Source organism: Amycolatopsis sp. NPDC051102, assembly GCF_040682815.1.
Classification (GTDB): Bacteria; Actinomycetota; Actinomycetes; order Mycobacteriales; family Pseudonocardiaceae; genus Amycolatopsis.
This window is the reverse complement of the sequence record NZ_JBFBBT010000020.1, coordinates 1-22,386: the sequence shown is the minus strand read 5'-3', so window position 1 is coordinate 22,386 and position 22,386 is coordinate 1. Positions and strand designations below refer to the sequence as shown.

The following is a 22,386-nucleotide window of genomic DNA, read 5'->3' as shown; positions in this document are numbered from 1 at the left end:
TGAACGAATTCCGCCTCTTGTGGAGCCCGCTGACCCTTCGCTACCGTGTCGTTACGCCGCAGCTCCACCCCCATTGCCCGTAACGCCGTGTTCCGACGGCGCATCCCGCGGAAGGGTCCCCTCCCCATGAGCAAGAAGTTGCGGCCGGTCCTCGTCGGCACGCTCGGCGCGGCCTCCATCGCCGCCCTCGTGATCACCACGCCGGCCCTCTCGTCCGCTGCACCCGCGCCGGTCGCCACGACCGGCACCGCCGTGCTCGCCACCGGCGACCTCTCGGCCCCGGCCAAGAAGGAAATCGCGATGAAGCTGGTCTCCAGCGCGGAAAACTCGTCGCTGGACTGGAAGGCGCAGTACAAGTACATCGAAGACATCGGTGACGGCCGCGGCTACACCGCGGGCATCATCGGGTTCTGCTCGGGCACCGGCGACATGCTGGAACTCGTCGAGGCGTACACGAACGCGGTCCCGGACAACCCGCTGGCCAAGTACCTTCCCGCGCTGCGCAAGGTGAACGGCACGGATTCGCACGCGGGCCTGGGTTCGGCGTTCGAGAGCGCGTGGAAGCAGGCCGCGGCGACGACGGCGTTCCAGACGGCGCAGAACAACGAGCGCGACCGCGTCTACTTCAACCCGGCGGTGAACCAGGGCAAGTCGGACGGCCTGAGCAACCTCGGCCAGTTCGCCTACTACGACGCGATCGTGATGCACGGCCCCGGCGACAGCTCCGACAGCTTCGGCGGCATCCGCAAGGCCGCGATGAAGAAGGCGAAGACCCCCGCCCAGGGCGGCGACGAAGCGACGTACCTGAAGGCGTTCTTCGCCGCCCGCAAGGTGATCATGAAGCAGGAAGAGGCGCACGCGGACACCTCGCGCGTCGACACCGAGCAGGCGAAGTTCCTGAGCGACGGCAACTTCGACCTGCACACGCCGCTGAAGTGGAAGGTGTACGGCGACTCGTACACCATCAACTGACGCAGGGCTATCGGGTCAGGAGCGCGTCCGCCGTACGCGTGTTCAGGATGCGCTCCGGCCCGATTCCCGCCTTCATCGCGCGTTCGCAGCCATAACCCAGCCAGTCCAGCTGTCCCGGCGCGTGTGCGTCGCTGTCGATCGTGAAGTCGCAGCCGATCTCCGCGGCCAGCCGCAGCAGCCGCATCGGGGGGTCCAGGCGCTCCGGGCGGGAATTGATCTCCACCGCCACGCCGTTCTCGCGGCACGCCGTGAACACCTTCTCCGCGTCGAACTCCGACTCCGGACGCCCGCGCCCCACCACCAGCCGTCCGGTGCAGTGGCCCAGGACCCGCGTGTGCGGGTTGCGGACCGCCGCCACCATCCGGCGTGTCATGTCCCGCGCCGGCATGCGCAGCTTCGAGTGGACGCTCGCCACCACGAAGTCCAGCTGCCCCAGCAGCTCCTCCTCCTGGTCCAGGGCACCGTCGTCGAGGATGTCGACCTCGATGCCGTGCAGCAGGCGGAACGGCGCCATCAGCTCGTTGGCCTTCGCGACGATCTCCATCTGCGTCCGCAGGCGGTCCGGGGACAGCCCGTTCGCCACCGTCAGGCGCGGCGAGTGGTCGGTCAGCACCATCCACTCGTGGCCGAGGTCGCGGCCCGCGACCGCCATCTCGCCGATCGAACTGCCACCGTCCGACCAGTCGGAATGGGTGTGGCAGTCGCCGCGCAGCGCCGAGCGCAGGGGCTCGCCGTCCGGCAGCTTCTTCTCGACGATCTTCCCCCGGTACGCCGGGTCGCGGCCGGCCAGTGCGTCCTCGATGACGCCGGCCGTCGCCTTGCCGATGCCGGGCAGCGACGTCAGCGTGCCGTTCTCCGCCATCTGCGCCAGCTGCTCGGCGCCGGTCTTGTCGACGGTCGCCGCCGCGTTCCGGAACGCCCGGACGCGGTAGGTCGGTTCACCCGCGCGTTCGAGCTGGAACGCGATCTCCCGCAACGCCCATGCCGGATCCATGGGACCTGTCTACCCCCTCCGGGGCAGTTGATGCAGCTCGACGTCGGTCAGCACGCCGTTCTCGATGCGGCACGTCTGGTACGTGCAGTACGGCTGACGACGGCGGTCCGTCGGCGAACCCGGGTTGAGCAACCGCAGGCCGGACGGCGCCACCGTGTCCCACGGGATGTGGCTGTGGCCGAAGACCAGCACGTCGGTGTCCGGGAACTGCGCGTCGCACCGCTGCTCACGGCCCTGCTTCGCGCCCGTCTCGTGGATGACGGCCAGGCGGACGCCGTCAAGGTCCGCGCGCGCGATCTCGGGCAGCCGTGCCCGCAGCGCCGGGCCGTCGTTGTTGCCGTAGACGCCGATCAGCCGCTTGCTGCGCTCCTCGAGCTCGTCCAGCAGGGCGACGTCGACCCAGTCGCCCGCGTGCACGACGACGTCGGCCCCGGCCACCTCGGCCCACACCTGCGGCGGCAGCTCGCGGGCGCGGGCCGGCAGGTGGGTGTCCGAGATCAGCAGCAGCCTCATCCGATGGCCTTCAGCACCCGCTCCAGGAACCCGCCGATGTGGTCGCGCAGCAGCGCCGCCGCACCCTCGGCGTCACCCTTCTTCGCCGCCGCCAGCACCGCCCGGTGCTCGGTCCACTCCTTCTTCCAGCTGGGGTTGGCCTCCCAGCCGACGACGCTGATCAGCGCCGCGCGGTCCTTGAGGTCGTCGAGGATGCTGACCAGCAGCGGGTTGCCGCAGCCCGAGTAGAGGGCGCGGTGGAAGCGGCGGTTCAGCAGGCTCAGCGCGGCCTGGTCCTTGTCCGCGATCGCCGTCGACGCCTCCTTCAGCGCCTCGGCCGCGTCTTCGAGCAGCTCGGGGTCGTTCCGCTCGACGGTCCGCCGGACGGCCTCGGGTTCGAGCACCATCCGCACGTCGTAGACGGACTTCGCCAGCTCGGCGTCGACGGTGATCACCGACGCGCCCTTGTACGGGCTGAACGTCACCAGCCCGGAGTTGGACAGCACCTTGAGGGCCTCGCGCACCGGGGTCTTCGACACGCCGAGCCGCGCGGCCAGCTCCGCCTCGACGAGCGGCTGGCCGGGCACCAGTTCCCGGGTCAGGATGCCACGGCGGATCTCCTCCAGGACCACTTCGGTCCGGGAGGCGGGCAGGCTGAACGTCCCGGTCATGGCGCGCTCCCTCGATCTGAAAAGCCCACTCGGTCTGTGAACCCCAATTCAACCAGGCCCCCCGATCGTATATCAGATGCCATACTGGACCGCATGAAGCAACCCGAGGAACTCCGCAGCCACCGGTGGTTCGGCGGCGGCGAACTGCGCAACTTCAGCCACCGCGCCCGCAGCCGCCAGCTCGGCTACAACCCGGAAGAGCACCTCGGCAAACCGGTCATCGGCATCCTCAACACCTGGTCGGACATCAACCCCTGCCACATGCACCTGCGCGAACGCGCCGAGCAGGTCAAGCGCGGCGTCTGGCAGGCCGGCGGCTTCCCGCTGGAGTTCCCGGTCGCCACACTGTCGGAGACCTACCAGAAGCCGACACCGATGCTCTACCGCAACCTGCTGGCCATGGAGACCGAGGAGATCCTCCGGTCCTACCCGATCGACGGCGCCGTCCTGATGGGCGGCTGCGACAAGACCACGCCGGCGCTGCTGATGGGCGCGGCCAGCGCGGGCCTGCCGGCCATCTTCGTCCCGGCCGGGCCGATGCTGCGCGGGCACTGGCGCAACGAGGTCCTCGGCAGCGGCACCGACATGTGGAAGTACTGGGACGACAAGCGCGCCGGGCTGATCGGCGACGCCGAACTGTCCGAACTGGAACGCGGGCTGGCCCGCTCGCCGGGGCACTGCATGACGATGGGGACGGCGTCGACCATGACCTCGGCCGCCGAGGTGCTCGGCGTGACCCTGCCGGGCGCCGCGTCGATCCCCGCCGTCGACTCGGCGCACCACCGGATGGCCGCCGCCAGCGGCGCCCGGATCGTCGGCATGGTCTGGGAGGACCTGACCATCACGCAGGTGCTGGGCAAGCGCGCCTACGCCGACGCCATCACCACCGTGCTCGCCCTCGGCGGCTCGACCAACGCCGTGATCCACCTGATCGCGATGGCCGGCCGCAGCGGGATCGGAGTCTCGCTGGCGGACTTCGACGCGATCGCCCGGCGCGTGCCGGTGCTGGCGAACGTCCGGCCCGGCGGCGACTGGCTGATGGAGGACTTCTACTACGCCGGCGGCCTGCCCGGGCTGCTGTCGCGGCTGACCGACCTGCTGCACCCGGACCGGCTCACCGTCACCGGCCGGACCCTCGGCGAGAACCTCGCGCAGGCGAGCGTGCACAACGACGACGTCATCCGGCCGCGGGACAACCCGGTCGCCGCCGAGGGCGGGGTCGCCGTGCTGCACGGGAACCTGGCGCCGTCGGGTGCGGTCATCAAGCACATCGCCGCCGAGCCGCACCTGCTGACGCACACCGGCCCGGCCGTGGTGTTCGAGAACTACCCGGACCTGAAGAAGCGGATCGACGACCCGGCCATCACCGCGGACTCGGTGCTGGTGCTGCGCGGCTCCGGCCCGCTCGGCGGCCCCGGCATGCCCGAGTACGGGATGCTGCCGATCCCGGCACACCTGCTCGAACAGGGCGTCCGGGACATGGTCCGGATCTCCGACGCGCGGATGAGCGGCACGAGCTACGGCGCCTGCGTGCTGCACGTGGCACCCGAGTCGCACGTCGGCGGCCCGCTGGCGCTGGTCCGCGACGGCGACCTGATCACCTTGGACGTTCCTTCGCGGACCCTGCGGCTCGAAGTGCCCGACGAAGAACTCGAGCGGCGGCGTGCGAAGTGGACCGCGCCGGCACCGCGGTTCGAACGCGGTTACGGCGCGCTCTACAGCGAACACATCACGCAGGCGGACGAGGGTTGCGACTTCGATTTCCTGGCCCGCGCGGGCCACAACCCGGAACCGGATGCCGGCTGAGGTCGTCCCGGTTCACCGATCCGTGACCGTTTCATCCCCCGTTAGGGCGAGTCGTACGGCTTGTCCGGGTGCCCCGTACGCTGAGGCCGTCACCGGCGCGACCCGGCGCCGCGTTGAAGGGGTGGAGAGTTGCCGCACGAACCGCGCTGGCCCGACTCACACGGTGAGCAGACCGACGTCCTCCCGGTCGTCCGGCCCGAACCGGAGCCGGGCCCCGGCGCCGCGTCGAAGCGCTCCTTCCGCACGGCCGGCCTGATCGCCGGCGGGGTGTTCGGGCTGCTCGTCGCGGTCTACGGGATCGACCTGCTGATCAGCCAGGGCAGCGTGCCGCGCGGGGTGACCGTGGCCGGCGTCGACGTCGGCGGGATGGACCGCGAGGCCGCCGAGCAGGAACTGCGCGGGCAGATCGAGCCGCGGCTGACCCGCCCGATCGCCGTCACCGCGGGCGACGTCCAGGACACGCTCTCGCCGACGCTCGCCGGGCTGAAGCTCGACTGGCCGCAGACCCTCGACCAGGCCGGCGAGCAGCCGCTGAACCCGTTCACGCGGCTGTCGTCGCTGTTCTCCAGCCGCGAGGTCGGCGTCGTCAGCCACGCCGACGACGCCAAGCTCACCGCCGCGCTGGAGCAGCTGCGCGGCAAGATCGACCGCGACCCGGTCGAGGGCACCGTGAAGTTCGACGGCGTCGAGCCGGTCGCCGTGCCGCCGAAGGCCGGGCAGAAGCTCGACGTGCCGGCCGCGACCGCCGCCGTCGTCGAGAAGTGGGCGAGCGGGGAAACCCTGGCGCTGCCGGTGACCGGCACGCCGGTCCGCACCACGCCCGAAGGCGTCCAGGCGGCACTCGACGGGTTCGCCCGCCCCGCCGTCTCCGGCCCGCTCGTGGTCAAAGGCGAGGGCAAGAACGCGACCGTGAAGCCGGAAGCGATCGCCGCGGCGATCAGCTTCGAACCGGGCGACGGCGGCGGGCTGATGCCGAAGATCGACAACGCGAAGATCGCCGAGGCCGCCGGGCCACAGCTGAAGTCCACGGAAAAGGAGGGCAAGGACGCGACCATCGTGTTCGAAGGCGGCAAGCCCGCGGTCGACCCCTCCACCGACGGCCGCACCATCGACTGGGACCCCAGCCTCAAGCCGCTGCCCGACGTGCTGAAGAAGACCGACGGGCGCGAGGTCCCGGCGATCTACAAGAACAGCCCGGCGAAGGTCACCACCGACCAGGCGAACCAGCTGGGCGTCAAGGAAGTCGTCGGGGAGTTCACGACCGAGAAGTTCGCGGCCGACTCCGGCGTCAACATCCGGGTCGTCGCGCAGAAGGTGAACGGCGCCATCGTCAAGCCCGGGGAGACCTTCAGCCTCAACGGTTTCACCGGCCCCCGCGGCACGGCCCAGGGGTACGTCGAGGCGGGCGTGATCAAGGACGGCGCTCCCGGGCGCGAGGTCGGCGGCGGCATCTCGCAGTTCGCGACCACGCTGTACAACGCGGCGTACTTCGCCGGGCTGAAGGACGCGGGGCACAAGGAGCACAGCTACTACATCAGCCGCTACCCCGCCGCGCGCGAGGCGACGGTGTTCCAGAACCCCGACGGGTCCAGCGTCATCGACCTCAAGTTCACCAACGACTCGCCGACCGGCATCGCGATCCAGGCGATCTGGACGCCGTCGTCGATCACCGTGAAGCTGTGGGGCACCAAGCGCTACACGGTCGAGTCGATCGAGGGCGCCCGGACCAACCCGAGCGACCCGCCGACCAAGCCGGGCCCGGCGGAGAACTGCCACGCCTCGAACGGCGCCCCGGGGTTCACCACGAGCAACACCCGCGTGCTCAAGGACGCCGCCACCGGCCGCGAGGTCGGCCGCTCGACCCGGACCGTCCACTACAACCCGCAGCCGAAAATCGTCTGCGGGGAAGGTCAGTGACCTCCTAACGGCCGTTCACGCTGGGCGTCCACGGCGGTACCCTGAGTGCCCATGACGGTGCGCGCGGCAGGGTTCCGGGACGTGCTCGGGGTGACCGAATTCCGGGCGCTGTTCTCGGCGCAGCTGGTCTCGGTCACCGGTGACCAGCTGGCGCGGGTCGCGCTGTCGATCCTGGTGTACGACCGCACGAACTCGCCGGGCTGGGCCGCGCTGACCTACGCGCTGACGTTCCTGCCGGACCTCGTCGGCGGCCCGCTGCTGTCCGGGCTGGCCGACCGGTACCCGCCGCGCACGGTGATGGTCCTGGCCGACATCCTGCGGGCGCTCGCGGTGGCCGTGATGGCGGCGCCCGGCCTCCCGCTGCCCGCGGTGGCGGCGCTGCTGGTCGGCGTCCAGCTGTTCAACCCGGTGTGGAACTCGGCGCGGGCCGCGCTGCTGCCGCAGGTGCTGCCCGGCGACGCGTTCGTGCCCGGGATGGGTCTGCTGATGATGCTGGTGCAGGCGGGCCAGGTCGCCGGGTTCGCCCTCGGCGGCCTGCTCGTCGCGGGCCTCGGCACCGGCGGCGCCCTGATGGCGGACGCGGCGAGCTTCGCGGTGTCGGCCCTGTTCCTGGTCAGCGGCGTCCGGCCGCGGCCGCCTCGGGAATCCTCCGGGGTTCGCTGGTGGCGGCACGTGCGCGCGGGCTGGACGGTGGTGGCCGGCGACCGGCGGCGGCTCGCGCTGGTGGCGCTGGGCTGCGTGTCGGGGATCTACATCGCGGGCGAGGCGATCGCCGCGCCGTACGCCGCCGAGCTCGGCGGGGGCGCGGTGGTGGTCGGGTTGCTGCTCGGGGCGTACGCGCTGGGGAACGTGCTCGGCATGGCGGCGTTGTCGCGGATCCCGCCTTCGCGGCGCAGCCGGCTGCTGGGGCCGCTGGCGGTGCTGGCGTGCGCGGCCTTGCTCGGCTGCGCGCTGCGACCGGACCTGGCGGCCACTTTGGCGCTGTTCACCCTGTCGGGGGTGGCCAGTTCGTACAACATGATCGCGAACACGACGTTCGTGCAGCTCACGCCCGACGCCCAGCGCGCGCAGGCGTTCGGGTTCGCGCTGACGGCGCTGCGGGTGTCGCAGGGCCTCGGCGTGGTGCTGGCCGGCCTGGCGGCCGAACGCGCGGCTCCGCACGCCGTGGTGGCCGGTGCGGGTGCGCTGGGCGTCCTGGCCGCACTCGGCGCGGCTCGCCTGTGGCGGCAGGCGCAACCGGATTCCCGGTGACCGGCACCGTTGCCGGTCACCGGGCACGGGTCAGGGCCGCGTCCAATCGGTCGGGCACTGCGGCAGCGCTGGCGCGACGCCGGGACGGGTCCAATCGGTGGGCAGCTCGCGGACGGTCCAGTCGGTGGGCAGTTCGCGGGCGGTCCAGTCCGTCGGCAGCTGCCGCGTGGTCCAGTCGGTCGGGATCGCGCGGGTCCAGTCGGTGGGGAGCTGCCGCGTCCAGTCGGTGGGCCGCTGCGTGCGGCGGCGGGACGGGACGATGTTGGCGTTGGGCAGGAAGTGCGACATGGTTTTCTCCAGTTCGTGAGGGTTCACACACGGTGCGTGATCGAACGGTAGCCTGACCGGCCTAGTGACACACCGCGTTCATTCGGTTACATTGACGATTTCCGCGAAGAGTTCCGTCCTGGGAAGAGGGGCGTTTCGTGGGATTGTCCGGGTCCCAAGGGCGAAAGCCCAGCTCAGAACGTCCACGATCAGGTTTCCGAACGTGGGCGATGTGGAAGCTGGCCACTCCGGTGCTCGGCTACGTCCTCGTCGTCGACGCGCTGGCGTTGATCATGGTCGTCACGACGGCCGCGCTGGTGCCGATCACGGCCCAGGCGCTGCTGTGGTGCGGCTTGATCCTGGCCGGCGAAATCGTGCATCTCGAAGCGGCGCAACGCATCGAGCGCATCCGGGAGCTGGCTGCCGACGGCCGGCCGCACATGCACCTGCAGTCGATCTGGATCTTCGCCGGGCTCCTGCTGCTGCCCCCGCCACTGGCCACTGTGGTCATCGTCGTCAGTTATGCCCATTCGTGGGTTCGCGTCTACAAACGACGCGGCGTAATTCACCGGAAAGTGTTTTCCGGCGCGACGGTGATCCTCGCGTGCGCGGCCGCGGGCGCGGTTCTTTCGGCGGGCACCGGGCACGTGGCGCCGTACGTGCCCTATCTGGACGGTTTCGGCGGGATGACCGCGCTGCTGGTGTCCGGGCTCGTCTACTTCGGCCTGAACTACGTGCTCGTCATCATCGCGATCCTGATGAGCAACCCGGGCAAGCCGCCGCGGCAGGCGTTCGGCAACCCGTCGGACGTGCTGATCGTGCTGGCCGCGGTCGGTGTCGGCTGCGGGATCGCGCTGGTGATGACGGTCCGGCCGTGGCTGCTGCCGGTGCTGATGGTGACGCCGGTGGCGCTGCACATCGGCCTGCTGCTCCCCCAGTTCCAGGCGGCGGCGCGCACCGACTCGAAGACCGCGCTGCTGGCCCCGGAGTTCTGGGTCGAGCTGGCCCGCAACGAGCTGGCCCGCGCGGCGGAGCTGTCCTCGACGGCGGGCGTGCTGATGATCGACATCGACCACTTCAAGGCCATCGACGACGGCAACGGCCACCTGGCGGGCGACGAGGTCCTGCGCGCGGTGGCGGCGGCGATCCAGGGCTCGGTCCGCGGCGGCGACTACGTGGGCCGCTTCGGCGGCGACGAGTTCGTGGTCCTGCTGCCGGGCACGACAAGCACGGAGATAGCGTCGGTGGCCGACCGCATCAGGACGGCGATCGCCCGCATCGAGGTCCCGGTCCCGGTGATCCGCCCGGGCAAACCCGAGGTGATCACCGGTCTGACGGCATCGATCGGCGCGGCGGTGTACCCGGAAACGGCCACGGAGTACACGATGCTGCTGCAGGCAGCGGACGACGCGGTGTTCGAGGCCAAGGCGGGCGGCCGCGACCGCGTGGTCCTGGCGACCGCCCGCACGGAACTGACCCGCCCGGAGATCCCGGACGCCCTCTGACTCGAGGGTCCGCCTACGGCAGCGTCGCCAGCGACGCTTCGAGCGTGGCCTCCGAGAGTTCGTCGTCCACCATGTTCCCCGCCAGGTAAGCGCCGTACGCGGGCAGGTCGAGGTGCGCGTGCCCGCAGAGCGCCGTCAGGATCACCTTCTCCTCCCCCGTTTCCTTGCACCGCAACGCTTCCCGGATGCACGCCGCCAGCGCGTGCGTCGGCTCGGGGGCCGGGATGATGCCCTCCGATCGCGCGAACCGCACGCCCGCCGCGAAGCACTCCTGCTGGCCGATCGCGAGCGCCTCGATCAGGCCCAGCTCGTGGATGTGGGAGATGAGCGGTGACATCCCGTGGTAGCGCAGGCCGCCCGCGTGGATCGGGTCCGGGATGAACTCGTGCCCCAGCGTGTGCATCTTCAGCAACGGCGTGAGGCCGGCGGTGTCGCCGAAGTCGTACGCGTACTTGCCGCGCGTCAGCGACGGGCACGCGGCCGGCTCGACCGCGCGGATCACCGGGTCCATCCGGCCGGCCAGTTTCTCGCGCAGGAACGGGAAGGCCAGGCCGCCGAAGTTGGAGCCGCCGCCGGTGCAGCCGACCAGGACGTCCGGGGTGTCGCCCGCCAGCTCGAACTGGCGAAGCGCCTCCTCGCCGATGACCGTCTGGTGCAACAGGACGTGGTTGAGCACGCTACCCAGCGCGTAGCGGGTGTTCTCGTCCTGTGCCGCCTGCTCGACGGCCTCGCTGATCGCGATGCCGAGGCTGCCCGTCGAGTCGGGGTGCTGCTTGAGGATCGCGCGGCCGGACTCGGTCAGCTCCGACGGGCTCGGGTGGACCGTCGCGCCGAACGTCTCCATCATCAGCTTGCGGTAGGGCTTCTGGTCGTACGACGCGCGCACCTGCCAGACCTCGCACTCGAGGCCGTACTGGGCGCAGGCGAACGCGAGCGCGCTGCCCCACTGCCCGGCGCCGGTCTCGGTGGTCAGCCGCCTGACGCCTTCGGCCGCGTTGTAGAACGCCTGCGGCACCGCGGTGTTCGGCTTGTGCGAGCCGACCGGGCTGACGCCTTCGTACTTGTAGTAGATCCGCGCCGGCGTGCCCAGCGCCCGCTCCAGGCGGCGCGCGCGGAACAGCGGCGACGGGCGCCAGAGCCGGTAGACCTCCCGGACCTCCTCCGGGATGTCGACATAGCGATCAGTCGTCACTTCCTGGGCGATGAGCGCCTGCGGGAAGAGCGGAGCCAGGTCCTCCGGCCCGACCGGCTCGCGGGTGCCGGGGTGCAGCGGCGGCGGTGGCGGCTCGGGCAGGTCAGGGATGACGTTGTACCACTGGGTCGGGAGATCGGCTTCGTCCAGGACGTATTTGGTCTGTTCAGCCATCACGCCTCCTTGGTCGGCACCCCAACCTAGGACGCTCCCGGCCCCGGAGCCAGTACGGTGACCGGGGGTTTCGAGCTGTCGACCCCGACGGCCACCCGGCCGTGGACATCCCGGAAAGGGCGTGGCGATGACCGGCCTCCCGATGTGGCACCCGCCGGCCGGCCGCGGCCCGGGCCTGGTGCTGATCCAGGAGATCTTCGGCCTGGACGACTACCTCCGCTCGGTGGCGGCCGGCCTGGCGGCCGCCGGGTACGTGGTGGCGGTACCGGAACTGTTCCGGCGGATCGCGCCGGGCTGGTCCTCGACGCACGACGAAGCCGGCTTGGCAGCGTCGGCGGAGGTCGCGGCTTCCTTCGACCCGGCGCTGGGGCTGTCGGACGTGCTCGACACGATCGCCCACCTGCGTGCGCTGCCCGAAGTTTCGGGCGGGGTGGGAGTACTGGGCTTCTGCCTGGGCGGCTCGCTGGCCTTCGCGGCGGCGGCCGCGGGCGACCCCGACGTCGCGGTGTCCTTCTACGGCTCGAAGGTGGCGGGGCAGATCGCGGACCTCTCGCGGGTTTCGTGCCCGATCCAGTTCCACTTCGGCGGCCAGGATCCGTACATCCCGCGGTCGGACGTGGCCGTGGTGGAGGCGGCCGTGGCGGCGCACCCCGGCGCGGAGATCCACGTGCAGGAGGAGGCGGGCCACGCGTTCCACAACCACGTGGCCCCGATGTTCCACCACCCCGAGGCGGCGGCCCGCGCGTGGGAACTGACGACGGAATTCCTGCGGCGGACCTTGCCGGCGTGAACGCGAGCGCGTTCACGACCCGCCGGACGTCCCCGTGATACTGGTGATCTGGTCGAGGCGCTCCTGGATCGCCCTAGTCTGAGGGTGGTCGGCGCCCAGGACTTTTCCGAAGCCGGTTCGCGCCTGCTGCAGGAGGGAAAGGCCGCCGCCGAGGTCGCCTTCGAGCACGTGGGCCATGCCGAGTCCGAAGAGGGAACCGAGCAGGTCGGGGTGCTCGTCGCCGAGGATGCGCCGTCGACGCGCGACGACGTCCGTCCAGAGCCGCAGCGCCTTCGCGGAGTCGCCGCCCGCGAAGCAGGCCGTGGCCACGTTGTCCTTGGAGACCAGGGTGTCCGGGTGGTCGGCGCCGAGGATCCGTTCCCGGTCGGCGGCCACGGCCTCGGCCATCGCCCGGCCCTCGTCGAGGCGACGGGCGTTCAGGTAGGCGTGCGCGAGGTTGTTCCGGGTGACGAGCGTGGCCGGGTTGTCCGGCCCCAGGATCCTCAGCCGATCGGCGAGGAGTTCCTCGTGCAACGAGATCGCGGTGGCCAGGTCGCCGGCTGATTCGCAGGCGTTCGCAACGTTGTTGCGCAAGGTGAGCGTTTCCGGGTGGTCCGTACCGAGGACTCGTCCGGCGTCCGCGAGCGCAGTCCGGTGCAGGGCGAGTGCGGTCGCGATGTCGCCGGCACTCTCGTGCGCACCGGCGAGGTTGCTGAGGTACCTGATCGCGTCCGGATGGTCTTCACCCAGCACACGTACCGCTTCGGCACGGACGTCCTGGTGGATGGGGAGCGCCTTCGCCACATCGCCGGCGTCGAGCCAAACGCCGGCGAGCTGGCTCCGGGAACCGAGGGTGGTCGGGTGACCGGGCCCCAGCAATCGCTCGAGAGCCACCACACCGGCTTCGAGCAGGGCGATCGCACCCTCCATATCACCCGCCGTCGCCAACGCCTGGGCCAGGTTCACGCGGCAAGCGAGCGTGCCCGGGTTGTCGGAACCGAACATCTTCTCGTGGTCGAGCAGCAACTTCCGGTACGTGCCGATGGCTCGTGTGAGGTCACCGGATCGGTAATGCGCGGAAGCCAGTGCTCCCCGGCAAAGCCACGTCAACGTGTGGTTGTGCCCCAGGACCCGCTCGCAGTCCGAAACGATCTTCCGGTGCTCGTCGATGGCCTCCGCCACCCGGCCCGCCGACATGGTCGCTCCGGCGAGCCGCCTCCGGCAGTTGAGCGTGTCGGGGTGGAGTGGCCCGGATATCCGGATGCGGGTCCGCAGAATGCCGGTGTAACCGGCGATGGATTCCGCGAGTTCACCCTTCGATTCGTGGACGCCGGCGAGGTCTTCGCGAGCCGCAAGGGAATCCGGGTGCTCTTCGCCCACGACCCGTTCGAAGGCATCGGCGGTCTCCTGGTGCAGTGCGGCAGCACGGGTCAGATCACCGAGCTGCGCGTAGGCCGACGCGAGTTTGGCCTGGGACTTCAGCGTGTCGCGGTGCTCATGCCCCAGAACCCGAGTGCGCTGCGCAAGCGTCGACTCGTAAAGCGAGATGGCGCGGGCGAAATCGCCGTCGGATTCGTAGCAGCTGGCGAGACTGCTGCGGCACGTGAGTGTCGTCGCGTGGTCAGGACCGACCAATCGCTCGTACTGCGCGAGCACGGCCTCGTTCAAAGGTATGGCCCTCGCGAGATCACCGGCCGAGTGGTAGGCGACCGACAAGTTGTTGCGGACGCCCAAGAGGTCGGGGTGCTCGGACCCGAGCATACGTTCGCCATCGGCGAGGACGTCCTCGAACATCTGGATGGCGCGGTCGAGTTTGCCCGCGACTTCATAGGCGCTGGCCAGGTGGCTTCGTACCGCCAGGGTCGACCGGTCATCGTCGCCGAAGATCCGGCGGCTGCTGCGCAAGCACCGTTCGAACAGGTCAGTGGCCCCGCCGAGGTCACCCTGGTCGCGCAGGAAGCTCCCCGCGCTGATCAAGAGCCGGCAGGTGTCGGCGAAGTCGGTTTCCGGTTCGGCGAAGCCGAAGAGAGCCTGGGCGTGCGGCAGCACGGCGGTGTACCGCGCCCAGGACCGGGGATCGCGGAAGTCGTGGCCGGCGAGGCTGTCGGAAAGCCGGGTGGTGGCGGCCGCGCGGGCGTCGGCGATCTGCTCGGGCTGCCGGTGGGGGTCGGCCGGATCCGGCGTGCGGGTGACGGCCTGGACGAGCCGGTGGACGGCGATGTCGTCGGCGGTCAGCTTGACCATGCTGAAGGCGTGGAGCCGGCCCAGGGCGTCGAGGGTGCCGGGACCTTCGCCGTCGAACAGCCGGCGCGGAATGCCGACCGCGGCGTACCAAGCCAGCTGACGCAGCAACGCCCCGGCCGCCGGGGTGTCCGCGAGGCGGTCGAAGGTGACATGCCAGACCCGGGCCATGGTCCGCTGCGCGTCCCCGCCTTCCCCGGCCGCGGCGAACATCCGCGCGGGGTACTGGGCCAGCAGTTCGAGGTAGGCGGCCGGCGTGATGCGCGTCTGCGCGAGGTAAGCACCGGCCTGCTCGACGGCCAGGGGCAGCCAGCCCAGCTCCTCGCACAACCGCGTGGCGGACGGGATGTCCGCCTCCGGCCAGTCCGCGACGACGACGCGCGTCAGCAGTTCCTCGGCGTCGCCGGACGGGAGCACGTCGAGGGCGAGGGTGGCCATGCCCCGCCAGCCGGTGCGTTGCCGGGCGGTGATCACGACGGTGCCGGAGGAAACCCGCGCGAGCACCGCCTCGGCGTCGGCGGGTGTGGACAGATTGTCCAGGACGAGCAGCCAGCCGGAGGTGCCGCCCAGCCACCGGACGGCCATCTCGACGCGCTCGCTGACGGGCAGGCTGCCGGCGTCCGGCGCAACGGCCACGGCGAGCTCGGCCAGCCCGGCCCGGATCGCGGCGGGGGTGTCGGCCGTGATCCACCAGATGAAGCGGTACCGCTCGGCGTTGAGGTGCGCGTACCGCGCGACGAGGGTGCTTTTGCCGACCCCGCCGAGGCCGTGCACAACCGCGGTCGGCCCTTCACGGAGGAGGTGGTCCAGCTTGTTCAGCTCCACGGAGCGACCGACGAAGAGCCTGGACGCGGCCGGCACGCGCCCGACGGGCGGCGTGGGATCGGTTCGGCGACCGTGGAAGTGCACGCCTCCCGTGATCGTTCCGGCCTGGACCACGGATCCCGACACGAAACCGCCGACGGTGTTCACGACCTCAGGCTCAGTCACCGCCCGAGTATCGCCCATGGCGGGCAGTTGTTCCCGCGATACTCGAGCGCAGCGGGCAACGCCCGCGCGGCCGGAGTTGCCGTCCGAACCGGTCAGCCGGCGCGACCCAGGCTGCGCCGGGCGTACTCACCCAGCGTCAGCTCCTCGGACACGCAGCCCTGGTAGAAGCGAACCCGGCCGGGCTCACCGGACAGCCGCTCCCACGCCGCGCGGCCCGCGGTCTCATCCAGTTCGGTCAACAGCGTCGCCGCGTACGCGCGGCCTGCCGGTGTCCCCTCCACGAGCACCCGCTCGAGCAACGGCGCCGCCTCTGCGCCCCGTTGAGCCAGGTGCCAGTAGGCGGCCGTGCTCGGGTCGATGGCTCCGGCGAAGCCTCGGCCGCCGAAGGACAGCAGGCGGGCCGTCATCAGCTCTGTCAGCGCTTCGGTGTCGTTCATCGTCCGACCAGATTGACACATGTCCGGTGTCGGATCCGGTGTGCGCCGTTCGTGGACGGGTTAACGGCCGCCACGAAGGCGCCGCCGATGATCACAGGAGACCGAGATGCCGCACGCGGAACCCGTCGCCCGCCGGATGTACGACCTGGTCGAACCGCTCGGCCTGGTGCCCTACTTCGCCGACGAGTCCGACGAGGCGCTGATGGCCCTCGGCCTGCGCAATTCGTGGGACGCCTACTTCGCCGGCCGCGCCGCGCCGCTCGGCCGCGGGGTGCCCGCCCAGGTCATCCACGCCGTCTTCTTCAACTTCGCCCCCGGGGAGGTTGCCCGTCACCTGCCGCGGGTCTGGGAGCTGACCACGCCCGAGGCCGCGCTGGCCGCCCGCGAGCGGGGGTGCGTCGCGGGGATGCGTCGGATCCTCGGCGACCTCGCCGACGGCCCCGGCGTCGCCCGCGCCGCCGACCTCCTGCTCAAGGCGGCGACCAGCGCGCCGGTCGAGGGACGCGCCCTCTACGCCGCCCTGCGCGCGGTCGAAGTGCCGCAGGAGCCTGTAGCGCGGCTGTGGCACGCGGCCACCCTGCTGCGCGAGCACCGCGGCGACGGCCACACCGTCGCGTTGGTGGCCGAGGGCATCGGCGGGACGGAAGCGCACGTGCTCCACGCCCTGTCCGTCGACGTCCCGGCGAAGGACTTCGGCCGGGTCTGGCACCTCCCGGCGGCCCAGCTGGACGCCGTCATCGACGGCATGCGCGACCGCGGTCTCGTCGGCACCGACGGCTGGCTCACCCCCGCCGGCCGGGCCGCGAAGGACCGCGTCGAGGCGCTGACCGACCGGCTCGCCGAGGCGCCCTACAACGTGCTGAGCCCGACCGAACTCGACCGCCTCGTCGCCGACCTCGAACCGATCTCGGCCGCTTTGCGCGCGGTCTTCCCGATGTAGCACGGACACCACAGGCCGGATTTCCCGGGTATTCCGTGAAGATTTCACCCTGTTTCACTCAGCCGGGAAATCCACCCGTTGAGGCCAGCGTTCTCACCGTGAGCAAGCTATAGGCTGGTGCGGATAATGGCTCACACAGGGGATGTGATCAATTCGTGACGACCATGGAAGCCGGCGAATCGGCCAGGCTGCTCGAAAAACTGGCCTCGCCGCTCGTCGGGAACTGCCCGGATCTCGACCTCCAGAAGTCTCTCGTCGCCGCATTGGAGGAAGGGATCGAGAAAGACCGGAAGTTCGACAGGCACGTTCTGTTCGTCGGCGCTTTCGAACTGCCCGGCATCCCCGAATCGGAGGGAGCGCTTTTCGACACCCTCCAGCTGATCAACCTGCCGTCGAGTTACGAAGCCGAGGGCACGGCGGTGCCCATCCACGCTCTCGCCACCAACCAGAACGGGTTCTCACTGGCGCAGGCGGTCGGCGCCGAACGGCACCTCGTCCGCTACACCCTGCTCACCATGAGCGCCGCCCACCAGCTCGAATACCTGCGCCGAAGCGGGTTCGTCGGCAAGGAGTGGAAGGTCCTCGTCGAGATCCACTACTACCGGCGACGCCAGGGTGTGGGGCGGGACATGCTGCACAAGGACACGTTCGGGGAGACGCTGTTCGTCAACCTCAACTACGACACCGACGTCGACATCCCCGGGCCCGAATACATCCTCAACCCCACGGTGGTCCCGGAACACGAGGAACAGATCAAGCAGTCCCTGCCGCCGGAATTCCTGAACGACCTGCGGTGGGTGCGCGGCCGGCTGGGGAAACCGGCCGAAATCGGCATCGCGCCGATCAGGCCGAACCAGTTCGTCGCGTTCGTGGACGAGGCCATCCACCACATGAGCCCGCAGCTCGGCGGGCGGACGGTGTCGGGCAAGGAACTCGCCGCGTTCCTCGCCAAGACGTACGGCCAGGACATGGTGCAGGACGCCGGCGCCGCCCGGAAGGCGTTCCACGAGGGGTGCTCGGGTGTCGGCGGCTTCCTCCGCTCCCTGTGGAACGACACCACACCGTTCTCCAGCTACCTGAAGGTCGTGCCCGCCGAGGACGCGACCACGTGGTTCAACCTGATGGAACTCGCCGAAACACCGGGCACCCAAGCCGACCGGCTGACCCTGCTCGACGCCGGCCTGAGCAACGACGTCATCGACGAGCTGCTCGACGAAAACTGGCCCGGGTACCGGAACGTGACCATCCCGAAGGCCGCCCAGGTGCCCGCCGACGCCCCGCTCAAGCGGCAGGCCAGCGCAGACGCGCTCAACAAGCGGGTGCCGCCGCCGGCCACCGGTGACCGGCGGTTCTTCCGGACCTGGGTGCGGGTCGTCAGGGCCTGAGCTGGTCGCGGCGCCGGGTGAGGGACGCGGTTTCGGCGGTGTTGCCCGCCAGCTCGATGGCTCGGTCGTACGCCGCGCGGGCCTCCTGGCTGCGGCGGAGGCGGCGCAGCAGGTCCGCGCGGGTGGCGTGGTAGGCGTGGTAGCCGGCGAGCTTGTCCCCCAGCCGGTCGACCGCCGCCAACGCCACCTCCGGGCCGTCGAGCTCGGCGACCGCGACGGCCCGGTTGAGGGCGACCACCGGCGACCGGTCGAGCCGGACGAGCTGGTCGTAGAGCGCGAGGATCTGCGACCAGTCGGTGTCGCGCATGTCGCGGGCGGACGTGTGCACGGCGTTGATCGCCGCGAGGACCTGGTAGCGGCCCGGGGCCACCCCGGACGCCAGCCGCGCGCGCACCAGCCGGTGTCCCTCGGCGATCAGCGTCGTGTCCCACGCGCCGCGGTCCTGCTCGTCGAGGGCGACCAGCTCGCCGGCCGCCGAGACGCGGGCGCGGCGGCGGGCTTCGGTGAGGAGCATCAGCGCCAGCAGCCCGGTCACCTCGCCGTCGTCCGGCAGGAGGGCGTGGATCAGGCGGGTGAGGCGGATCGCCTCGGCGGTCAGATCGCGGCGCACCGGGTCGGTGCCCGGGCCGGTCGCCAGGTAGCCCTCGTTGAACACCAGGAACAGCACGGTGAGCACGCCGTCGACGCGGGCCGGGAGGTCCTCGGCGGACGGCACGCGGTAGGGGATGCGGGCCGCCTTGATCTTGGCCTTCGCGCGGGTGATCCGCTGTCCCATCGCGGCTTCGGCGACCAGGAACCCGCGGGCGATCTCGGGCATCGTCAGGCCGCCGACCATGCGCAGCGTCAGCGCCACGCGGGCGTCCATCGCCAGCGCCGGGTGGCAGCAGGTGAAGATCAGCCGGAGCCGGTCGTCGTCGATGGCGCCGGGAGGCTCCGGCGGGTCGTCGGCGTACCCCACGTGAGCCTCCTTGTGCTTGTCGTCGCGCTTGCTCTCGCGCCGGATCCGGTCGATGGCCTTGCGGGTGGCGGTGGTGGTCAGCCAGGCGCCGGGGCTGGGCGGCACGCCGTCGGCCGGCCAGCGCTCGACGGCGACCGCGAACGCCTCGGCCGCCGCCTCCTCGGCGACGTCGAGGTCGCCGAACCGCCTGGTCAGGGCGGCCACCACGCGCGCCCACTCGTCACGGTGGGCCCGGGTGACCGCTGCTTCGACGTCGCTCACCGGAACGGCCGCACCTCGATCTTGCGGTCACAGACCTTGGACGCCTCCGCGGCGAGCTTGAGCGCGACGTCCAGATCGGGCGCCTCCCACACCCAGACGCCGGCCAGGTACTCCTTCGACTCCACGAAGGGCCCGTCGCTGATCACCGCCTGCTCGCCCCGGTTGTCGACGACGGTGGCCGCGTCGGTGTCCGCGAGCCCGCCGGCGAACACCCAGTAGCCCTCGGCGATCAGCCGTTCGTTGAACTCGCTGATGGCCGGCTGCCGGTCCGTGCTGCCGGGGTTGCTCTTGTCGTCGATCACCGAAACCAGGTACTGCATCCGAACTCCCTGTGCTCATTGGACGGCTTCACCACTGCTACGAACACCGCTGCCCCGATCCGACACCGCCGCCCGGATTATTTCGGAGGACCTTCCCGCGGCGCGATGCCAAGCTGTACTGCATGGGCTCGGACTGGTCGTGGACGTTGACACTCCCCGCCGGCGCGGTGGACGCGGCGGCCGTCGAGCGGCTGCTGGCGACGGCCGGCACGTTCGGGCTGGTCCCGGACCGGCCGGGCGGCGGGATCAACGGCTTCGACAGGGCGCCGGGGCGCGAGGGCGAACACCGGGTGCACGACCGGCACCAGCTGGTGCGGGGGCTGGCCACCGGATCCTGGGCCACCAACCTGTGGATCGGGGCCGACGTCGACGTCTGGCTGTCCACCAGTCCGGGCGCCTGGGACGAGGTGTACCTGTCGCTGAACTCGTGCTACTGCAGGCGGTCCCCCGACGCGCGGGCGGACCCCTTCCGCGCGCTGCACCGGCGGCTCACCGAGCTGTGGGTGGCGCTGGCGGACGAGCTCGGTGCGGTGTTCGGCCGGGTCGAGGACGAGTGGTCGCTCGAGCAGATCTGGGCCGAGCTGCGCGATCCGCGGTCAGACAGCACCCCACCGCCTCCGGGGGCCTGGCCGGAGTGGCTGAGCTGGTCGACCTACTTCGACGCCGGCCGCTTCCGGGCGCTGCCGCCCGTCCCGGCGGAGCTCGGCGCGCGCGTCCGGCGGACGCCCGGTGCGGCCGCGGTGATCGAACTGTTGGACGACCCGGCCGCGGTCGATCCGGTGCGGTTCGCCCGGCTGCACCAGGTCCTGGCTACCCGCGGCTGACCCGTTCGGCACGCCGGCGCTCGGCAACGCGTTCCTCCAGGTCCGCGAACCACTGGCGCCCGGGCCGGCCGCAGCTGTCGCGGATTTCGTGCTTGAGCTCGGACGTGTTCGCGTTGAGCGTCCGCACCATGGTCAGCCCCTGGTCGACCTGGACCCGCAGTTCCCCGTGGGACCGGGCCAGCTGCGCCGCGGCCGCGCAGCTCGGCGCGCGCCTGCCGGCCGCCCGGCAGCCAGTTCGGGGAGGTGAGCCGCGCGCGGCGCACCACGTACGACATCGTGCGGAGCGAATCCTGGGCGGACTGGTACGCCACGTGCGCGGTGTCGGCGCACTGGTAGGACTCGCGGTGGAAGATCCGCAGGGCCGGGAACGCGACGTCGGCCCGGCTCGCGGGCGGGCCGGGCGCACGGGCGCGGAGTTTCGCCAGCCGTGCCTGCACCTGCTCGGCCTGCCGGCGCACCCGCTCGTTTTCCGCGCGGACGCGGCGCAGAGCGCGATCGGCGTCCTTGGCCGCGACGCGGACCTGCTCGACGGTGACGCGTTCCGGGCGGCGGTCCCACCGCGCGACCGCGACGAGCACGGCGATCCCGGCCAGCGCCCCGAAGACGAAGATCGGCATCCCGTCCGCGATGACGAAGTCGGTGCGCCCGGCCCGGGCCAGCTGCGCGAAGACGACGACGTTCACCGCCGCGAGCAGGATCGCGGCCCGGCCCAGCAGGCCGAGCCACCGTTTCCCCGGCCGGACCGAGCCGCCGCGGAGCCGGCCGTCGCGGGCCAGGACGAATCGGACCAGCAGCAGCGCGAGCAGCGGCGAGCCGATCATGGCCCACCGCCATTCCGCGAGGTACGGCGTCAATGCGGGCGCGCCGCTGGTGGCGATGCGCGCCGCGATCGCCGGGGCCGCCAGCACCATCGTCAGCGGCAGGCCGCCGAACACGGCCAGGACCACGGCGGCGCACCCACCGCAGCCGTTGCGGTTACCGGCCACGGATCACCGACGCCCGCTCGGTGACTTCCGCTTCGCCGGTGGCCCCGGTTTCCGGGCGCCCGAGGGCCGCGCGGCCGGTGCGCGCGCGGTGGCACCGGCCCCGTTGAGCACCTTGTCGATGACGACCGCGACCCCGCCCGTGAGGTCGGTGTGGTGCTGGACGAGCATCGTGGTGAAGTGCTGGGTCAGCTCGATGTAAGCCCGCCGTTCCGCCAGGGCCAGCCCCGGCTTGACCGTCTCCGCCTGCATGTTGACCATGCACCGGCGGATGTCCTGGGCGCTGAGGCCGGCCTGGCCGAGCCCGTCCTGCATCTGCCGCAGGGACGCCGAGGACTCCTGCCGGCGCGCCTCGAGCCGGGCGGCGAGCTTTCGAGTGGTCCACCTCCGCTGCCGGCGCCTACGCTGAGGCCCGATCGACCGGACACACACGCGGAGGACTGCGCCATGCCCCATGCCGTCGACTTCGGGACCGTATCGACCACCGGCCTGGAGACGTCACCGGTCGCCGACGCGCTGGCCGGCCTGCGGGCCAACGAGGCCCGGTACTACAAGAACAAGTACGACCACGTGTTCACTGTCGAGCCCGCGGCCGACGCCCGGCCGACGATCGACTGGGTGCACCGGATCCTCGAGGAGGAGCGCGGCATCGTGATCGCCTCGCGCCCGCTCGAGGCGACCGCGTTCCAGGTCGAGAACATCCGGATGGCTTACGTGTTCTACGAAAGCGGCCTGTCGATCAACGTGATGTACACCGTCGACGACGGCGGGAAGCGGGCGGTCGGGTTCAAGCTTTCGGACGGGATGGAAGTGCCGGAGGAGCTGTCGTCGTTCAAGTTCGCGCGCCAGAAGTCCAAACTGGCCGGCACGATCCGCGGCTCCTACTTCGTCATCAAGGGCGAGTACTGAGGGCATGGAGCGTCGCCCGGGGCCCCGGCCCCGCGGCCCCGCCCCGACCCCACAACCTCCGGGAGCGGCACAGGAAACCCCCCCCGGTCAGGTGGGGCGGGCGCAGCGACACCACGACCCCGGCGGAA

20 protein-coding genes are annotated in these 22,386 nt (G+C 71.2%); 10 read left to right on the top strand and 10 right to left on the bottom strand.

What is annotated here, in order from left to right; genetic code table 11:
• Window positions 1-126: 126 nt before the first annotated feature.
• Entirely contained in the window at window positions 127-972 is an 846-nt protein-coding gene (locus AB0M93_RS37435) for a chitosanase (protein WP_364283114.1), read from the top strand.
• 7 nt (window positions 973-979) lie between these two features.
• Here AB0M93_RS37435 and AB0M93_RS37430 read toward each other — a convergent pair whose 3' ends face one another.
• The 3 genes from AB0M93_RS37430 to AB0M93_RS37420 are packed head-to-tail and all read right to left on the bottom strand — an operon-like array spanning window position 980 to window position 3,129.
• A complete protein-coding gene (locus tag AB0M93_RS37430) occupies window positions 980-1,966 on the bottom strand; it encodes a PHP domain-containing protein (RefSeq protein WP_364283111.1) in 987 nt (328 codons plus the stop codon).
• A gap of 9 nt (window positions 1,967-1,975) precedes the next feature.
• A complete protein-coding gene (locus AB0M93_RS37425) occupies window positions 1,976-2,479 on the bottom strand; it encodes a metallophosphoesterase (RefSeq protein WP_364283108.1) in 504 nt (167 codons plus the stop codon).
• Entirely contained in the window at window positions 2,476-3,129 is a 654-nt protein-coding gene (locus AB0M93_RS37420) for a GntR family transcriptional regulator (RefSeq protein ID WP_364283105.1), read from the bottom strand. Before AB0M93_RS37420 ends, AB0M93_RS37425 begins: the two co-directional genes overlap by 4 nt.
• 93 nt (window positions 3,130-3,222) lie before the next feature.
• On the opposite strand from AB0M93_RS37420, the gene araD reads away from it, so the two are divergent.
• The 3 genes from araD to AB0M93_RS37405 all read left to right on the top strand — a co-directional run bounded on the left by araD (window position 3,223) and on the right by AB0M93_RS37405 (window position 8,103).
• Window positions 3,223-4,935: an L-arabinonate dehydratase gene (gene araD, locus AB0M93_RS37415; RefSeq protein ID WP_364283102.1), complete on the top strand. Its 1,713-nt coding sequence runs from the start codon at window positions 3,223-3,225 to the stop codon at window positions 4,933-4,935.
• Window positions 4,936-5,064: 129 nt separating this feature from the next.
• Entirely contained in the window at window positions 5,065-6,852 is a 1,788-nt protein-coding gene (locus AB0M93_RS37410) for a VanW family protein (protein WP_364283099.1), read from the top strand.
• Between the two features lie 51 nt (window positions 6,853-6,903).
• Window positions 6,904-8,103: an MFS transporter gene (locus AB0M93_RS37405; protein WP_364283096.1), complete on the top strand. Its 1,200-nt coding sequence runs from the start codon at window positions 6,904-6,906 to the stop codon at window positions 8,101-8,103.
• Between the two features lie 30 nt (window positions 8,104-8,133).
• Here the strand turns inward: AB0M93_RS37405 and AB0M93_RS37400 are convergent, their stop codons facing one another.
• Window positions 8,134-8,391, bottom strand: a complete 258-nt coding sequence (locus AB0M93_RS37400) for a hypothetical protein (RefSeq protein ID WP_364283093.1) — start codon at window positions 8,389-8,391, stop codon at window positions 8,134-8,136.
• A gap of 209 nt (window positions 8,392-8,600) precedes the next feature.
• Between AB0M93_RS37400 and AB0M93_RS37395 the strand changes: the two genes are divergently transcribed.
• Window positions 8,601-9,875, top strand: coding sequence for a diguanylate cyclase (locus AB0M93_RS37395; protein ID WP_364283090.1), 1,275 nt, complete (start codon window positions 8,601-8,603; stop codon window positions 9,873-9,875).
• A gap of 13 nt (window positions 9,876-9,888) precedes the next feature.
• On the opposite strand, the gene AB0M93_RS37390 is transcribed toward AB0M93_RS37395, so the two are convergent.
• Window positions 9,889-11,241: a TrpB-like pyridoxal phosphate-dependent enzyme gene (locus AB0M93_RS37390; protein WP_364283088.1), complete on the bottom strand. Its 1,353-nt coding sequence runs from the start codon at window positions 11,239-11,241 to the stop codon at window positions 9,889-9,891.
• Window positions 11,242-11,368: 127 nt separating this feature from the next.
• Between AB0M93_RS37390 and AB0M93_RS37385 the strand changes: the two genes are divergently transcribed.
• Window positions 11,369-12,031: a dienelactone hydrolase family protein gene (locus AB0M93_RS37385; RefSeq protein WP_364283085.1), complete on the top strand. Its 663-nt coding sequence runs from the start codon at window positions 11,369-11,371 to the stop codon at window positions 12,029-12,031.
• Between the two features lie 12 nt (window positions 12,032-12,043).
• Here AB0M93_RS37385 and fxsT read toward each other — a convergent pair whose 3' ends face one another.
• Together fxsT and AB0M93_RS37375 are read right to left on the bottom strand one after the other, a co-directional pair.
• Complete coding sequence (gene fxsT / locus AB0M93_RS37380) at window positions 12,044-15,241, bottom strand: FxSxx-COOH system tetratricopeptide repeat protein (RefSeq protein WP_364283082.1); 3,198 nt, start codon at window positions 15,239-15,241, stop codon at window positions 12,044-12,046.
• A gap of 92 nt (window positions 15,242-15,333) precedes the next feature.
• Entirely contained in the window at window positions 15,334-15,678 is a 345-nt protein-coding gene (locus AB0M93_RS37375) for a hypothetical protein (RefSeq protein WP_364283079.1), read from the bottom strand.
• 106 nt (window positions 15,679-15,784) lie between these two features.
• Here AB0M93_RS37375 and AB0M93_RS37370 point away from each other — a divergent pair, with 106 nt between their 5' ends.
• Both AB0M93_RS37370 and AB0M93_RS37365 read left to right on the top strand, forming a co-directional pair.
• The gene (locus tag AB0M93_RS37370) at window positions 15,785-16,618 is read left to right on the top strand and encodes a MarR family transcriptional regulator (protein ID WP_364283076.1); all 834 of its coding nucleotides are present in this window, start codon (window positions 15,785-15,787) and stop codon (window positions 16,616-16,618) included.
• A 155-nt stretch (window positions 16,619-16,773) separates the two neighbouring features.
• A complete protein-coding gene (locus AB0M93_RS37365; RefSeq protein WP_364283073.1) occupies window positions 16,774-18,003 on the top strand; it encodes a hypothetical protein in 1,230 nt (409 codons plus the stop codon).
• Here the strand turns inward: AB0M93_RS37365 and AB0M93_RS37360 are convergent.
• Window positions 17,993-19,222 carry a DUF6596 domain-containing protein gene (locus AB0M93_RS37360; protein WP_364283070.1) on the bottom strand — a complete coding sequence of 410 codons (1,230 nt, stop codon included), beginning with the start codon at window positions 19,220-19,222 and terminating at the stop codon, window positions 17,993-17,995. The genes AB0M93_RS37365 and AB0M93_RS37360 overlap by 11 nt on opposite strands.
• Complete coding sequence (locus tag AB0M93_RS37355) at window positions 19,219-19,542, bottom strand: YciI family protein (RefSeq protein ID WP_364283067.1); 324 nt, start codon at window positions 19,540-19,542, stop codon at window positions 19,219-19,221. The genes AB0M93_RS37360 and AB0M93_RS37355 overlap by 4 nt, the downstream gene beginning before the upstream one ends.
• 122 nt (window positions 19,543-19,664) lie before the next feature.
• On the opposite strand from AB0M93_RS37355, the gene AB0M93_RS37350 reads away from it, so the two are divergent.
• Window positions 19,665-20,366 carry a hypothetical protein gene (locus tag AB0M93_RS37350; RefSeq protein WP_364283064.1) on the top strand — a complete coding sequence of 234 codons (702 nt, stop codon included), beginning with the start codon at window positions 19,665-19,667 and terminating at the stop codon, window positions 20,364-20,366.
• 989 nt (window positions 20,367-21,355) lie between these two features.
• Here the strand turns inward: AB0M93_RS37350 and AB0M93_RS37345 are convergent.
• A complete protein-coding gene (locus AB0M93_RS37345; RefSeq protein WP_364283061.1) occupies window positions 21,356-21,664 on the bottom strand; it encodes a hypothetical protein in 309 nt (102 codons plus the stop codon).
• A gap of 132 nt (window positions 21,665-21,796) precedes the next feature.
• Between AB0M93_RS37345 and AB0M93_RS37340 the strand changes: the two genes are divergently transcribed.
• The gene (locus AB0M93_RS37340) at window positions 21,797-22,258 is read left to right on the top strand and encodes a phage tail protein (protein WP_364283058.1); all 462 of its coding nucleotides are present in this window, start codon (window positions 21,797-21,799) and stop codon (window positions 22,256-22,258) included.
• Window positions 22,259-22,386: the final 128 nt, after the last annotated feature.